Annotated in this window: 17 protein-coding genes and 1 pseudogene; 5 read left to right on the top strand and 13 right to left on the bottom strand. The window is 46.9% G+C overall.

All coding sequences use genetic code 11. The features are described 5' to 3' along the window. The 7 genes and pseudogenes from L5L77_RS21915 to L5L77_RS21885 all read right to left on the bottom strand — a co-directional run. Positions 1 to 242 (bottom strand): annotated as a pseudogene (locus tag L5L77_RS21915) (IS3 family transposase); the annotation flags it as partial. Between the two features lie 157 nt (positions 243 to 399). After that, positions 400 to 1008, bottom strand: a complete 609-nt coding sequence (locus L5L77_RS21910; RefSeq protein ID WP_168826000.1) for a thiol:disulfide interchange protein DsbA/DsbL — start codon at positions 1006 to 1008, stop codon at positions 400 to 402. A 129-nt stretch (positions 1009 to 1137) separates the two neighbouring features. Continuing rightward, a complete protein-coding gene (locus L5L77_RS21905; protein ID WP_263192824.1) occupies positions 1138 to 2160 on the bottom strand; it encodes a serine/threonine protein kinase in 1023 nt (340 codons plus the stop codon). A gap of 2 nt (positions 2161 to 2162) precedes the next feature. Then, entirely contained in the window at positions 2163 to 2495 is a 333-nt protein-coding gene (locus L5L77_RS21900) for a DUF3630 family protein (protein ID WP_263186573.1), read from the bottom strand. A 13-nt stretch (positions 2496 to 2508) separates the two neighbouring features. Continuing rightward, positions 2509 to 3963: a protein adenylyltransferase SelO gene (locus tag L5L77_RS21895; protein WP_131524949.1), complete on the bottom strand. Its 1455-nt coding sequence runs from the start codon at positions 3961 to 3963 to the stop codon at positions 2509 to 2511. A 9-nt stretch (positions 3964 to 3972) separates the two neighbouring features. Then, complete coding sequence (locus L5L77_RS21890) at positions 3973 to 4284, bottom strand: hypothetical protein (RefSeq protein WP_105250486.1); 312 nt, start codon at positions 4282 to 4284, stop codon at positions 3973 to 3975. 143 nt (positions 4285 to 4427) lie between these two features. Continuing rightward, positions 4428 to 5264 (bottom strand): hypothetical protein, encoded by an 837-nt coding sequence (locus L5L77_RS21885; protein WP_263186572.1) that lies wholly within the window; start codon positions 5262 to 5264, stop codon positions 4428 to 4430. Between the two features lie 273 nt (positions 5265 to 5537). Between L5L77_RS21885 and L5L77_RS21880 the strand changes: the two genes are divergently transcribed. From L5L77_RS21880 to L5L77_RS21865, 4 genes are all read left to right on the top strand, one after another. Next, a complete protein-coding gene (locus L5L77_RS21880) occupies positions 5538 to 5897 on the top strand; it encodes a DsrE/DsrF/TusD sulfur relay family protein (RefSeq protein ID WP_263186571.1) in 360 nt (119 codons plus the stop codon). Between the two features lie 147 nt (positions 5898 to 6044). Next, positions 6045 to 6443, top strand: coding sequence for a nitrous oxide-stimulated promoter family protein (locus L5L77_RS21875; RefSeq protein ID WP_071940633.1), 399 nt, complete (start codon positions 6045 to 6047; stop codon positions 6441 to 6443). Between the two features lie 57 nt (positions 6444 to 6500). Beyond that, positions 6501 to 7415, top strand: a complete 915-nt coding sequence (locus L5L77_RS21870) for a hypothetical protein (protein ID WP_168826004.1) — start codon at positions 6501 to 6503, stop codon at positions 7413 to 7415. 152 nt (positions 7416 to 7567) lie between these two features. Further along, positions 7568 to 8152, top strand: coding sequence for a YSC84-related protein (locus tag L5L77_RS21865; RefSeq protein WP_219251787.1), 585 nt, complete (start codon positions 7568 to 7570; stop codon positions 8150 to 8152). A gap of 321 nt (positions 8153 to 8473) precedes the next feature. On the opposite strand, the gene arsJ is transcribed toward L5L77_RS21865, so the two are convergent. The 5 genes from arsJ to L5L77_RS21845 form a co-directional block, all read right to left on the bottom strand. Continuing rightward, positions 8474 to 9724 (bottom strand): organoarsenical effux MFS transporter ArsJ, encoded by a 1251-nt coding sequence (arsJ, locus tag L5L77_RS21860; RefSeq protein ID WP_263223413.1) that lies wholly within the window; start codon positions 9722 to 9724, stop codon positions 8474 to 8476. 5 nt (positions 9725 to 9729) lie between these two features. Continuing rightward, positions 9730 to 10740, bottom strand: coding sequence for an ArsJ-associated glyceraldehyde-3-phosphate dehydrogenase (locus L5L77_RS21855; protein WP_263223412.1), 1011 nt, complete (start codon positions 10738 to 10740; stop codon positions 9730 to 9732). A 64-nt stretch (positions 10741 to 10804) separates the two neighbouring features. Beyond that, positions 10805 to 10918, bottom strand: coding sequence for a thioredoxin family protein (locus tag L5L77_RS22735; RefSeq protein WP_113941470.1), 114 nt, complete (start codon positions 10916 to 10918; stop codon positions 10805 to 10807). 11 nt (positions 10919 to 10929) lie between these two features. After that, entirely contained in the window at positions 10930 to 11928 is a 999-nt protein-coding gene (locus L5L77_RS21850) for a permease (protein ID WP_263223411.1), read from the bottom strand. Between the two features lie 90 nt (positions 11929 to 12018). Continuing rightward, positions 12019 to 12366, bottom strand: coding sequence for a metalloregulator ArsR/SmtB family transcription factor (locus tag L5L77_RS21845; protein ID WP_105250495.1), 348 nt, complete (start codon positions 12364 to 12366; stop codon positions 12019 to 12021). 357 nt (positions 12367 to 12723) lie between these two features. On the opposite strand from L5L77_RS21845, the gene L5L77_RS21840 reads away from it, so the two are divergent. After that, entirely contained in the window at positions 12724 to 14007 is a 1284-nt protein-coding gene (locus L5L77_RS21840; protein WP_263223410.1) for an arsenic transporter, read from the top strand. Between the two features lie 117 nt (positions 14008 to 14124). Here the strand turns inward: L5L77_RS21840 and L5L77_RS21835 are convergent. Next, a partial coding sequence (locus L5L77_RS21835) for a transposase (protein WP_263163063.1) occupies positions 14125 to 14335 on the bottom strand: 211 nt, incomplete at its 5' end.

Here is a 14335-nt window from a genome sequence, read left to right as displayed (position 1 = left end):
TCAGGGGTCAGTGTGGTGGGCTCAGTCATCAACTGTCCTCGCATTGATGTAGACGGTGTCCCTTGGGACCAATCCAGTTTTCCATGTTTGCGAAGCCAAACTAACACGGTGGAACAACCTTGAATACCGTACTTGTCTTGGGCCTGCTTATAGGTCAGCTCGCCTTTTTCAACTTGGTCGACAACGGCCAATTTAAAAGCGAGGGAATAATCACGTTGAGTTCGTTTAATTGTTGAAGTCATCACACTCCCCAAAATGAGTTTGAAAAGTGTCAACGCTATTTAGGACGGGTCATTAAAACATAAAAAAGCGCAATTATATTGCGCTTTTTTATTGTGTGCAATCGATACAGCATTATCATCCGCTCATATGACAGCAGTGCGGGTAACGCCTATCGAACTATTTTTTTGCTAGGTAGAAAGCAATTTCTAACAGCTCGTCGTAGGATTTGATTGCCCCTGTTTCAACACGGTACTTACCGTTAACAACCAGAGCAGGTACACCCGTCAGCTTAGCGTTTTCAGTATCACGCTTCATCTTTGCCATTTGCGCCTTAACCATGAAAGACTCTGCAGCCGCATCGAAGGTTTTACCATCGACACCGTTAGCAATAAACACAGCACGAACATCATCGCGATTAGTAAAATGCTGTTTCTTCTCATGAATAGCAGAGAATAACGCCGCATCCATTTTCTCATCGACGTTTAACTGATGTGCGACTGCAAATGCGCGTGACATTTCAACCCCCATCTCTTTGCCGATAAAATCAACGTGTGCTTGGTTAAACGCAACGCCTTCTGGCTTATCGGTGAGAATTTTTGGCACTACGGTTTTAGAGAAAGTAAAACAATGCGGACAATAGAAAGAGAAAAACTCAGTAATCTCAGGCTTCGCTGTTGCTGGGCCATCGTTAATCACTGTGTAATGCACACCTTCTTGGTATTCCACAGCCGATACTGCCAGTGGCGCCAGTAACAGAGCCGCGGCCATGAGTAATACTTTTTTCATGAAAATTCCTTAAATCATTTTGATAAATTGGCTGGAGACTAACATATTCCATTTTTTGAGTGTAACTCAAGCTTAAGAGTTCAATCTAATGTCACAAGATACGTCTGTGAAATCATATTTTGCTCAATGCTAATACGGCACTAGGCTCAGTGGTGGTTCGCTAAGGGCAAATAATTGCTCTTTGAACGCCAAAATCTGCTGTTCCCAATACTTTTCATCCCCAAACCAAGGGAAGTTCATCGGGAAGGCCGGATCGTCCCAGCGACGGCCAATCCACGCGTTGTAATGCACCATACGCAGCGCCCGCAGCGGTTCAATCAAGGCTAACTGTCTTGTATCAAACTCACAAAATTCTTCATAGGCTTCGAGTAAGATCTCAAGCTGCATCAGTTGCTGCGCTCTATCCCCGGTTAGCATCATCCATAAATCTTGAATCGCCGGCCCCATGCGAGCATCGTCTAAATCGACGAATCCGGGACCGTCTGGCGTCCACAAAATATTGCCTGGGTGTAAATCGCCGTGCAAACGAATGACCGCAAAATCTTGGCGATCCCAAATCACATTCGCCTTAGCCAGCACCTGCTCTACTACGGTAAAAAACGGCAAGCGTAGGCTATTAGGCACCAGATTAGATTGCTTTAACCACGCGAGCGGCTCGGCGCCTAAAATCTGCGGATTCAGCGGTTCACGTTCAGCAAATACCGTTTGTGCCGCGTACTGGTGTATCCGACCGATGAACCGCCCCACTAATTCCAGCTGCTCTAAATTATCGACTTCGAAGGCGCGACCACCTAAGGAAGGAAACAGGGTAAATCGATAACCTTGGTACTTGTGTAACGTATGGCCTTCGATAATTACAGGTACGGCAATCGGGATATCTTCTGCCGCGAGTGCGAGCGCATAATCATGTTCCTCTTGGATCTGCGCATCGCTCCAACGGTCTGGGCGATAGAACTTCACCACATAACGCAGTCCTTCATCGCTACGGAACTGATACACGCGGTTCTCGTAACTGTTCAGCGCGAGTAAGCCCGTTTCCGGGTACACGCCCAGACTTTCGATCGCATCTAAGATCAAATCCGGCGTTAGGGCTTGAAAATGGAACTCTGCGCCGCTAGAACTCGTGGTTGGTGGCGTCATATTCTGACTCATATTCAGTTCACTCTTAGGTGAGGTTGCAGCAAAGTGGCTAAGTATTCCAGCACCTCAAAATCGGCTTCTCGTTCGGTCGAGAGCCAGCAAATGTTGCCGTAAAACTCATAATTGAGCCATAACTGGCTGCCTTCAAATTCTAATAACCATTGGTGCCTATCGGCGCCCCACTGACGCTCGCGCACAGTGCAATCGAGCGCCGCGGCTAAGGGTTCGGCAAAGTCGGCGAAACGATCAAAATCGATATCCGCACTGACCGCTAAACTTAAGGCGCTTTTATCTAAGCTAATGGTATCTAAGCTAATGGCTTTTAAATGCGTGCTTGGTAATTTCATGCTTGTTATCCCATCAACTACTACATGACATGATCAAACCTTGGCCCCAGTCCGGTGGACGCTTGGCTAAGTCTTCATGCTCTGCGTGTTCGGCAAAGGGCTGAGTTAAGATTTTTTGCAGCAAATGCAGCGGCGCAAGATTACCCTCTTCCACCGCGATTATCGCCTCTTGGGCTAAATAGTTACGCAAAATATATTTGGGATTCACACTATTGCGCTCAGTTTGCCACGCAGGGATATCAGCCACCGCGCCCAATCGCTGTTGATAGGCTTGATACCAAGCATCAAACTGACTGACATCGATAAAGTCATCCCGCAGCGCACTGTGTTTGCTGGTTGGATCTAACTTGCCTAATTGACGCCAAGTCTGAGTGTAATCGAGTTGATTTTTCTCCATCAACACAGTAAATCGACCTATAAGTTCGAGATCCTGTTTGTCCTGCTCCACCGACGAAACATCAACTGCAGATAGACCTAGTTTTGCCCGCATCAAGCGCAAATAAGGCTGCACTAGCGCCTCTTGGTATTGATTAAGAATGGCAATTAAGTCATCGGATGGGATCACTGGTGTGAGCGCCTGCGCTAAACGTTGCAAGTTCCACAAACCGACTCCCGGCTGCTGACCAAAGGCATAGCGACCTTCGGGATCAGAATGATTACAGATAAAGTCTTCTTGGAATGTATCGAGGAACGCAAAGGGACCGAAGTCAAAACTGTCACCCAGAATCGACATATTGTCTGTGTTCATCACACCATGGGCAAAACCTACCGCCTGCCAGTGGGCAATCATCTTGGCGGTATCTTGCACTACCTGTAAAAACCACGCTTTATAACCTGCGGCATCACAACTCAAATGGGGATAATGTTGAGTAATAGTGAAGTTGAGTAATTGAGTCAGCTTATCGGCACGGCCGCGCTCACTGTGGCAGAAAAACTCGAAATGACCGAAACGAATATGGCTACGGGCTAAACGTACGGTAATGGCTGCAGTTTCTTGGCTCTCACGCCATACGGGCAAGTCAGAGCCAATCACAGCCAAGGCGCGGGTCGTCGGCACGTGCAGATGATGCAGTGCCTCAGAGACTAAAAACTCGCGCACCGCGGAGCGCATCACAGCACGGCCATCACCACGGCGCGAATAAGGCGTCGGACCGCCGCCTTTAAGGGCGACATCCCATGCGCCATTTGGACCAATCGCTTCACCTAAAATGATCGAGCGTCCATCCCCTAAGCGCGGCGTGTAACCGCCAAATTGGTGGCCGCTATACACTTGGGCATAGTAAGTCGCGCCATCGACGGCAGCATTGCCAGATAAGCCCAATAACAGCTCATCGGTGGGTTGGCTCAAGCCAATCAATTGCGCGGCGTCATTACTCCATGCCAGCCATTCAGGCTTAGTTATCCCTTGTGGATATACTTGCGAGTAAAACTCAGGCAGCTGAGTAAAAAAATCCTGTTTAAACTTCATCTTGTCCACCTATTGGCTCATGGTCTTGCAAACCAGCACCGACTTATCGTCGAACTCGCATAGGTGCCCACATTGATAAGATCCAAGGCCAAAACCACTCACGCCAGAACGACTTAGGCGTTGCATACCATGAGCCTTGCTCTGACATTGCTCTAGAGAATCGTAGTAACCATTAATATCTTCGGCCTGCAAAGGTGTCACCGGAATGGCACTCACATCGGGATAATAAAATAGGGTCCATTCTGGGGTTTTAGTACAGCCACTGAGTAGCAATAATCCAAGCCCGAATAAGACATTCGGTAAGGCATAGCTTAGTTTCATTTTTCCCCTATTAAGCCCATAAAAAAAGCGAACCTTAGTTCGCCTTTTGCGCATTCAGTTAGCAGGGATTCTACACTGCTTAGACGAGGGAAATAACCGCTTTTCGTTTAAGGGTTTACCCGCTAAGCGCTCCCTACAACATATCAAGCCGTGGTTGCTTTAGTCTGTGCTTTCTCAATCCGGTTGATTCGGCCCTCAAAGCCAGTGACAGTGCCATCGCTCAGCCCAAGCTCGAGTGCTTTACGACAGATGACAATGGCGGCATCGAAGGCTTGAGTATCATTTAGCAAGGTGGCTAAATGCAGGAAACCGGAAGATTTAAGCTCAGTATCTTTGCCTTGCTCGGCGCTAGCCGCTTGGAACAGTGCAATATACTCTTCAGCTAATTGAGCACCATAGTTGAGATAATCCGCCGATTTACGCTGTTTGTAGCATTCAGCTATCATATTTTGCAGCGCGGTATAGCGAGCACTGGCTGACGTCGCTCCTTGATACTCCTCAAAGGCCCGGACTAAGGTCACATTCGCCCAAGCCCCTGGCGCAGCTACCTCAGAACGTGTGTTCGATACTGGCTCTGCTTCAGTCTTAACATCATCTTGTTCATCTGTAGGCGTGGCACCTAAAATGATCACCGCCTCTTCATTATGGGCCGCAGGTATATCAACTTCGATGATATCTGTGTCTAGCGCCACCGAAATGCTCGCAGGGCTTTCGGTCTCACGGGGCATTAATTCGGCTTCAACTTCGATAACGGGCTCTACTTCAGCCACGCCAGTATCCTCAATCCTTTTAACTGGCTCAGGTTCTACACGCTCGGGCTCAGCAGCGGAGAAAATAGGTGCCTCTTCGGTGGGAACTACAGGTTTTACCGAGGTCGACTTGGGTTTCATCGCCTCTTGTTCTTCTTTCGCCAATCGCTGCGCGCGAAGGAATAAAAACACCCCGACAGCAATCAGTATAAATACGACTAAGATCTTCATTCTTGTTCACCTTTGATGGCCGCTTCTCATCAGAAGCCGTGTCAATGGGTTTGCCAACGTCCATCAGAACAGTGTCCATGGCAACCGAGTCTAGCTAAAAATTGAGCAGAGATTAACCGCTATTAAAGTCCATTGTGTCGGTGCAAATCAAGTATTTATGCCTTTTTATACGATCTTGCGCTCAAATAGTTATAGCCAATTGCGCTAGACTGGCACAATCGAGTTCCCTAATCCCCCCATCCACCTGCTTATAACAAACATAAGGAAAACCTGATGCAAAGTATTCTTATCGTGGCCCATGCCAGTCCCTACGGAACAGAAAAGCTATTTAATAGCTTACGCATCGCATTAGCCCTGAAGGATCAGGACGAGCAAGCGGTCGATCTTAAACTTTTTCTCATGTCAGATGCCGTGTTTGGTGCACTCCAAAATCAAACCACACCTGACTTAAGCTACAACCTGCAGCAGATGTTTGAAATTCTCTCGGCACAGCAAGTTCCGATTCTACTTTGCAAGACCTGCGCTCAAGCACGAGGCGTCACAGCGGAAATGATTATCGAAGGTGCGCACATAGGCACACTACAAGATTTAACTCGCTGGACACTGGCCGCCGACAAAGTGATGCATATCTAAGGTTTATTTTTAGGTGTGACATTGGGGATAGTTGGATTATTTAAAGCCCCATTTTGTGCGCACCTTCATAAATTGGTGCTTTCGTTTTGTCAGCGCCAATTTCACTGCCTATGATGGGATATCCGAGTGACAAGCTAAGGTATTCCAATGGGCACAGCCACACTGCTTACGGGCAAACTCCTGTACGAACACCAAACCATTGCCGCAATGGTGACAATTTATTGCAAGGCGAAACACCAAGGCCAAGACGCGACGAGCCTATGTGCAGATTGCATTGAGTTATTGGATTATGCCGCAACACGCCTAGATCGCTGCCCCTACGGACAAAACAAACCCACCTGTAATAAATGCCCAGTGCATTGCTACAAACCCGCGCAGAAACAAATCGTCAAAGAGATCATGATCTTTTCTGGTCCACGGATGTTATTACCGCATCCCGTTCGTGCAATCAAACACTTACTCGCGGAACGCATTCCCGTTCCCAGCGTTGTGCCCGAAGCGGCTTCAAATCGTCATCAGCGCATAGCAAGCCAACAGAAAAACTAACGGCGATACTTTTACCGAGCCGATTTCCCTGATATAACAGGGCTCGAGGTATCGCATATGAACGAGTTTCATAGTTTTTTCACTCAAGCTTACTGGTGGTTGTCATTATTTGGAGGCGTGCATTGCCTCGCGTTAGCTATTTATATTCGCTATTTTTATCACCCAGACGCTAACCAAAAACTCCTCGCCGCTTTCTTAAGTCTTATTGCTCTATACTTCCTCACGGGTATGCTGAACCGCGATAACAGTCCAATTCCCATTCATATCCTATTCAATCTGATTAACCCTATCTATTTTTTGCTCATGCCTTTGCTCTATCTCTATTGCAAACGCAGTTTAGCACCAACCAATAAACCGCTAGGGTTTTCAAAGCATTACTGGCCATCTGCATTAACATTAGTTTTCGCCATTTTAGATATTGCCCTAAGATTAACTGCGCATCCCATTAACGAGTGGCAACCCATAGCTCTGATGCTTAAAGAAATGAGTATCAGCCAATGGGGCGCTCTACTCCCAGCGCTGTTATCTGTACAAACCTGTTTTTACTTTATCGCGCTGTGGATGTTGTTTCGTCGACATAAGCGCAATCAAAGAGATGTCACTCAAACCCAAGAGGCGCTCGGCACCATTCGGTTTCGTTGGCTGATAAGCTTGACCTTGGCCATGTTGTTGAATTGGTTAATCCGCGTATTTGTGGTGATTTTGCCTTTCTATCTTGGTGATAATCTATCGCTACTTTCCCACGCATTGCCAAGGCTGACCTTACTACTGAGCATGTATATGCTGGCAGTGTATGGGCTAAAGCAAATCACCCGCTCTGCCTACTTAAAAGGCCGCATGGCCGAACCAGAGTTAGAGCAACGCCCACTCGTCATTGAAAATATTCTCACCCCAGAGGAGTATGAATTTTTGCATCAAGTTCAGCAGGACGATGCAGAAAAAAACCAAGGTTCTTCGCCACCTAAGAACTAATTGGCGAAACTGCACTCCAATCATCACCACCAATATCACTCCAACCATTAAGTCGAACACTGAACCTAAGCTGACACATATGTCACTTTTGGCTGTCATTTGTGTCGATAAAGGCTAGTCTGGAACAACTAAAGACTTGAAGAGGCGTTACCATGAAATCATTTTTAACAGCCATTGCGGCATCAACATGCCTTATTGTGAGCCTATTTGCTGCCCCAACTGCACATGCAGATGAAAGCTACGATCAGGCAGTAGTCAATTTCCAAAAAGCGAAAGAAACCAGTAAATTTTTCGACACAGCCTATGGCTATGCTTTATTCCCAACTGTGGGTAAAGGCGGAATTGGGATCGGTGCAGCCTATGGCAAGGGCCGAGTCTACCAAGGCGGTGCCTATATGGGTGATTCGAGTCTGACTCAATTATCCATCGGTTTTCAATTAGGTGGACAAGCCTACAGCGAGATCATCTTCTTTAAAGATGCCAAAGCCTATGAAGCCTTCACGAGCGGCAGTTTCGAGTTTGACGCCCAAGCGTCGGCAGTTGCCATCAACATGGGAGCAAGCGCTCAAGCAGGAACCACAGGCAACTCAGCAGGCGCAGGCCAATCGGGTGGTAATCGCTCGGCGAGCGGCTCTTATATCAACGGTATGGCAGTATTTACCGCAGCAAAAGGCGGCTTAATGTTTGAAGCCGCTCTTGCGGGTCAAGCCTTTAGCTTCGAGCCTAAAGCTAACTAACACGAACCATTCGACTGTGATATCAAACGGCGAGCCTAAATGCTCGCCGTTTTTTCTTAAATAATTACCTCAAGCTTCTGACTCAGATGTTCTAACTAAAACCAAGTCATTAGAATTGAGCAAAATAAGTTGAAATGTATATAGTTGTGCGATTGGGAATAGCGACATAATGACGTGTATAAAACAGGCTGAAATAGAGAGAGTTGTTTGCTCAAAATCAAAAAACTTCAGTTAACATCAGAGTGATTAAAATACCCACCATACATTGGTAGGCCTTGAATAAAAACAACCGCAACAACTCAGGGATAACTTAGGTAAGTATTAAGCACCATCTGATATCGCTTTATGCCGAGGCAGTTTGATTGAGATAAGCGCTGCAAGCGCAATAAATGCTGCCGATATCCACAGACAAGCCGCCATGCCATACACTTGATACACCCAGCCAGACAACACAGTCCCGATCAAGCGTCCCATAGCATTAGCCATGTAGTAAAAACCCACATCTAACGATACGCCATCTTCATCCGCATAACTGACGATAAGATAGCTGTGTAATGAAGAGTTGATCGCGAATAAGACGCCAAACAGCATCAATCCCCAAATCAGTATATTCGCGGCATGGAAGTCATAACTTATCGCCAGCGCAATGCCTGCCGGCACTATGCTCAATATCGCCGCCCAACCTAAGGCGCTACGTCCATCGGGAACCTTGTTTTGGCTCGCCGACTTTGTCCCTGTCAAGCGAGGTGCAAAGCCTTGCACTATGCCATAACCTATTACCCAGAGTGCGAGAAAACCGCCGACATACCAATGATCCCAACCAAAGGTTGAGGCCAAATAAACGGGTAAAGCCACCACAAACCACACATCCCGCGCACCAAACAAAAACATGCGTGCGGCAGAAAGCGTGTTTACCGCCGGACTCTTAGAGAAAATTTCCGTGAACTTAGGTTTGTTTTTGGCTTTACCTAAATCGCGCTGCAAACTTAACAGACTAAAAATCCACACCAGCAATAGGCTAATCGCCATGCCTAACACGGCCAGCTGGAATCCAAACAGGGTCAGCAAGGCGCCGCCCAAGAAGAACCCCGCGCCCTTTAGCGCATTTTTGGAGCCAGTGAGCATGGCAACCCACTTATACAGCTCACCCTGAGCATCATTGGGTACCAACAACTTGATACTGCTTTTAGCGCTCATCTTATTGAGATCTTTAGCGATACCCGACAAGGCCTGCGCCGCCATCACCCAAGCAACCGTCAGCATACCGCTAGGCACAAGCAGCATGCTAAGGGCGACAATCTGCATAAATAGGCCCACATTCATGGTCTTATTTAAGCCTAAACGCGCCCCGAGCCAGCCGCCAACTAAGTTCGTTACCACCCCAAAGATTTCATAGAAGAGAAATAGCATGGCAATTTGCAGCGGGCTATAACCTAAGCCATGAAAATGGAGCACCACTAACATACGTAATGCGCCATCGGTAAGCGTGAATGCCCAATAGTTGCCTGTGACCACCAAATACTGGCGGATCTCGGGTGATATGTTAGACAAGAACCCTATCAGCTTAGCCATAAAGCTTATGCCTTATCCATCAGACCGACCATGCGGGCCAGTTCGACGGTGCGATTGGCATAACCCCACTCGTTGTCATACCAAGCGTAGAGTTTGACCTGAGTGCCATTGATAATCATGGTCGATAACGCATCGATAATGCTCGAACGCGGATCGGTTTTATAATCGACTGAGACTAATGGGCGTTCCTCATAACCTAAAATGCCTTTTAGCGGCCCGTCCGCGGCTTCTTTTAATAGGCGATTGACTTCAGCTTCGGTCGTTTTGCGACTCACCTCAAACACGCAATCGGTTAATGAGGCATTCGCTAATGGCACCCGCACCGCATGGCCGTTAAGCTTACCTTTGAGTTCAGGGAAAATATGGGTAATTGCTGTCGCTGAGCCTGTTGTCGTAGGGATTAGGCTTAAACCACAGGCCCGTGCACGGCGGAGATCTTTATGCGGCGCATCTAAAATCGTTTGAGTGTTGGTAATATCATGAATGGTTGTCATGGAACCATGCACTATACCGAGGTTTTCGTGGATCACTTTGACGATTGGCGCCAAACAGTTAGTGGTACAGGAGGCCGCAGTCACAATCGGATGAATGGCTTTGTCATAGAGTTGATGATTCACCCCCATGACAACGTTTAACACGCCCTCTTCTTTAACGGGCGCGGTGACCACAACGCGTTTAACGCCTTGATCTAAATAAGCTTGCAGCACTTCTTTGGTTTTCATCTTACCCGAGGCTTCAATCACAACATCACAACCGGACCAATCGGTTTCGGCGATGGTTTTATTGCGAGTACAGCTAATACGCTTACCATCGATAATGATGTCATTACCCTCGGCATTAGCCTCGTACTGCCAGCGGCCATGCACAGAGTCGAATGTGAGCAAATGGGCTAAGGTCGCCGCATCCCCAGCGGGATCATTAATCTGCACAAACTCAACCTCTTCCCAGCCCCAAGCAGCGCGTAATGCTAAACGTCCCATACGGCCAAAGCCATTTATCCCGATTTTGATTGTCATACCTGCATCCTTCACACTCAGTTTTATATTAGATGTTTTATATTATTTGTTTAAGATTACAGCGTTATCTCTTCGATATAGCCGCGTTGATGCCCTTCTCGTTGGCAATGGCGGTAATAATCTCAGCGGTTTTAGTGCATTTAGCGCATCCACTACCTAATTCTTTAATATTTAACATTTTTATAATTCTCACAGAATGGGACCTATAGCGTTAAAGATCCAACCGATTAAGGTGAATGAAATCAATAAAATGGCAAAAACGATGGCCAGCAAACGCCATTGCATCACCTGCTTGAGCAAAATGAACTCGGGAAAACTGGCGGCAACCGTAGACATACAAAATGCCAATGTCGTCCCTACGGGCAAGCCATTAGTGATAAGGCTCTCCATGATAGGGATAACCCCTGTGGCATTGGAATACAGAGGAATACCAATCAATACCGCCACAGGAACCGACCACCATTGACCATCGCCTAAGTGGGCTTCGATCCAACCGTCAGGCACAAATCCATGGAGTGCGGCGCCAAGCCCAACCCCAATAATGACCCATTTCCACACTCGGCCAAAAATCTCTAGGGTCTCGCCTTTCGCAAATTCATGCCGTTCCGTTAACGTCATGGATGTTGATGTTATACCCTCGCTATTATCGTGACTTGCTTGCGCCTTACCTTGTTCGAGTGCTTTGGCGGCAAAGGACTGCAGCCAACGCTCAGCGCGAATCGTGTCCAAAAATGCCCCCGCCAACATACCCACTGACATGCCGACCAGCACGTATATCACAGTGAACTGCCAGCCCAGCAGACTCACAAGCAACAGAACGGCGACTTCATTAATTAACGGCGAAGAGATCAGAAACGCCATAGTGATCCCAACGGGGATCCCCGCGGAAGTGAAACCTAAAAAAACCGGAATACTCGAACATGAGCAGAATGGGGTAACAGCGCCAAAACCCGATCCCATAACGTAACCGACAAAACGATTTTTACCCGCCAAGTAATCCCGAACACGCTCGACATTGAGCGAGGCCCGCACCAAAGCGATGCCATAAATCATCAGCAACAGGAGCGCAAAAATCTTAGTGGTATCTTCAATAAAAAAATGGATGGCGTCGGCGAGCTTAGTATTGGGCTCTAAACCCATCAAATCAAAAGTTAACCAGCTCGCTAAATCTGAAAATATTTGCAGCATTGTTACGCCACCTTAATATTAAGCAAAACTTTAGACACGTAAACATATGAAAAAACGTATATTTGAGGTTAAATTTTTGCTGCTAGTCTTCTAGCAGCAAGCTTTAGCACGGTCAGGACGCCCGCCCATCTTGCACAAATTACGCATATTTTCTTCAAGGAATACAGTGTTTTGGTTGGTAACTTCACTCAACACTAACTGACTCCATTCGGGTAAGTCATTATTGATACGATAGAAAATCCATTGCCCCTGACGGCGATCAACTAATAAACCGCATTTACGTAATTGGGCCAAATGTCGCGAAATCTTAGGCTGGGTCTCTTGCAATGCCTCGGTCAATTCACAGACACAGAGCTCCCCCTCTTGCTGGATCAACATCATGCAACGCAAGCGGGTTTCATCGGCTAAACATTTAAAAAACTGGGTTGGATTAATCATTGATGCCCTTAGACTGAACTAGTACAAACATTTTGTTCCTTTTGTTAACTTTCCTAAAGGTTCATTCAAACAGCAAGCTGTGAGCGGTAAGAAACAACACTCGTTTTTCATGGCTATGGATCTTTTGGAAAGACCTTGTACAATATATACGAATTTTCATATATGTAAATATCCGTATATAAGATCACCTTAAGTTTCACGCATTAGTCAAAATGGTGTTTGAGTATAGTGTTCAACACTAAGATACATACGAAAATTCACATATAAAAAATCATTCAAACCCACCGACAATATCGTTAGGTGAGGGCATTATTTTATGATTACGGGTAGACAGTCTCTGCCCTTTTAGGAGCTTGTATGTGGTTAGCAGGGGCAATTTTTGTTCTCACCATAGTGTTAGTAATTTGGCAACCTAAGGGGTTAGGCATAGGTTGGAGTGCTACCTTGGGCGCCGTATTGGCCCTACTACTGGGTGTGGTGCACTTAGGGGATATTCCTGTGGTATGGAATATTGTCTGGAATGCGACCGCCACCTTTATTGCCGTGATCATCATCAGTTTATTATTAGATGAGTCGGGATTTTTCGAATGGGCCGCGCTACATGTGGCCCGTTGGGGCAAAGGTCGTGGCCGTTTACTCTTTACTTACATAGTATTACTCGGCGCGACTGTTGCCGCATTGTTTGCCAATGATGGCGCGGCGCTGATCCTCACCCCGATCGTAATTGCGATGTTACTGGCTCTGGGCTTTAGCGCCGGAGCAACCTTAGCCTTTGTGATGGCGGCGGGTTTTATTGCCGATACCGCAAGTTTGCCGTTAATTGTCTCTAACCTAGTCAATATTGTTTCAGCAGACTTCTTCAACATAGGTTTTAACGAATACGCCTCTGTGATGGTGCCCGTCGATATTGCAGCTATTAGTGCCACCTTAGTCATGCTGCATCTGTTTTTCCGCAAAGATATTCCCGCGACCTACGACTTGCAAAAACTGCGCGAACCTAAGGCCGCCATTCGCGACCCTCAAACCTTTAAAACCGGTTGGGGAGTATTAGTCTTACTCTTGGTGGGCTTTTTTGGCTTAGAACCCCTCGGTGTGCCCGTGAGTTTAGTCGCTGCCGTGGGTGCCCTGATCCTGTTTATTGTCGCGAAAAAAGGCCATGCCATAGATACCACTAAGGTACTGCGCGGCGCGCCCTGGCAGATAGTGATCTTTTCACTCGGCATGTATTTGGTTGTTTATGGTCTTCGCAACGCAGGCTTAACCGATTACCTATCAAGCGTATTAAATAGTTTGGCTGAACAAGGGCTTTGGGCTGCCACTATGGGCACAGGCTTCTTGGTCGCCTTTTTATCATCCATCATGAACAACATGCCAACAGTGTTAATTGGCGCCCTGTCGATAGACGGTAGCAATGCCACCGGCGTGATTAAAGAAGCCATGATTTACGCTAACGTGATTGGTAGCGATTTAGGTCCTAAAATCACCCCCATCGGCAGTTTAGCAACCCTGCTATGGCTGCATGTACTGGCGCAGAAAAATATTAATATTACCTGGGGTTATTATTTCCGCGTCGGCATTGTGATGACGCTACCAGTGCTATTTGTCACCCTAGCGGCACTGGCGCTGCGCCTCTCCTTCTAATCTTCGTCCATGGGCACTAGAGCATCTGTTTAGTGCCTATGGATCAATTTATAAGCAATTATTTATCAGAGACATGTTATGACTAGGGTCTGTTGATCTTTGCTGTACAAATGTTGTTCAGCAATACATCGGCAGCCACATTAACATAAACGCCAGTGACACCATACTGGCGTAATTTCTTGCTAGCTTGTCATATCTTGTTGATATTGCTCGATAGTGCTTAATTCTTCCAAAAGCATTCTCCACTAAATGTCGATACCGATATAAGCACCAATCGACTCTTTCTTGAGGTGTATTCTTATAGCGGCGCCTTGGAATGACAGATTTC

The organism is Shewanella sp. SM29 (assembly GCF_025654245.1).
GTDB lineage: Bacteria > Pseudomonadota > Gammaproteobacteria > Enterobacterales > Shewanellaceae > Shewanella > Shewanella oncorhynchi.
Note: the sequence above shows the minus strand (reverse complement) of the source record. Positions and strands in the feature narration are given on the sequence as shown.

Excerpts from the sequence above, each read along its gene's own strand:
- L5L77_RS21910 (WP_168826000.1), bottom strand. The coding sequence starts at position 1,008 with ATGAAAAAAGTATTACTCATGGCCGCGGCTCTGTTACTGGCGCCACTG.
- L5L77_RS21905 (WP_263192824.1), bottom strand. The coding sequence starts at position 2,160 with ATGAGTCAGAATATGACGCCACCAACCACGAGTTCTAGCGGCGCAGAG.
- L5L77_RS21900 (WP_263186573.1), bottom strand. The coding sequence starts at position 2,495 with ATGAAATTACCAAGCACGCATTTAAAAGCCATTAGCTTAGATACCATT.
- L5L77_RS21895 (WP_131524949.1), bottom strand. The coding sequence starts at position 3,963 with ATGAAGTTTAAACAGGATTTTTTTACTCAGCTGCCTGAGTTTTACTCG.
- L5L77_RS21890 (WP_105250486.1), bottom strand. The coding sequence starts at position 4,284 with ATGAAACTAAGCTATGCCTTACCGAATGTCTTATTCGGGCTTGGATTA.
- L5L77_RS21885 (WP_263186572.1), bottom strand. The coding sequence starts at position 5,264 with ATGAAGATCTTAGTCGTATTTATACTGATTGCTGTCGGGGTGTTTTTA.
- L5L77_RS21880 (WP_263186571.1), top strand. The coding sequence starts at position 5,538 with ATGCAAAGTATTCTTATCGTGGCCCATGCCAGTCCCTACGGAACAGAA.
- L5L77_RS21875 (WP_071940633.1), top strand. The coding sequence starts at position 6,045 with ATGGGCACAGCCACACTGCTTACGGGCAAACTCCTGTACGAACACCAA.
- L5L77_RS21870 (WP_168826004.1), top strand. The coding sequence starts at position 6,501 with ATGAACGAGTTTCATAGTTTTTTCACTCAAGCTTACTGGTGGTTGTCA.
- L5L77_RS21865 (WP_219251787.1), top strand. The coding sequence starts at position 7,568 with ATGAAATCATTTTTAACAGCCATTGCGGCATCAACATGCCTTATTGTG.
- arsJ (WP_263223413.1), bottom strand. The coding sequence starts at position 9,724 with ATGGCTAAGCTGATAGGGTTCTTGTCTAACATATCACCCGAGATCCGC.
- L5L77_RS21855 (WP_263223412.1), bottom strand. The coding sequence starts at position 10,740 with ATGACAATCAAAATCGGGATAAATGGCTTTGGCCGTATGGGACGTTTA.
- L5L77_RS22735 (WP_113941470.1), bottom strand. The coding sequence starts at position 10,918 with ATGTTAAATATTAAAGAATTAGGTAGTGGATGCGCTAAATGCACTAAA.
- L5L77_RS21850 (WP_263223411.1), bottom strand. The coding sequence starts at position 11,928 with ATGCTGCAAATATTTTCAGATTTAGCGAGCTGGTTAACTTTTGATTTG.
- L5L77_RS21845 (WP_105250495.1), bottom strand. The coding sequence starts at position 12,366 with ATGATTAATCCAACCCAGTTTTTTAAATGTTTAGCCGATGAAACCCGC.
- L5L77_RS21840 (WP_263223410.1), top strand. The coding sequence starts at position 12,724 with ATGTGGTTAGCAGGGGCAATTTTTGTTCTCACCATAGTGTTAGTAATT.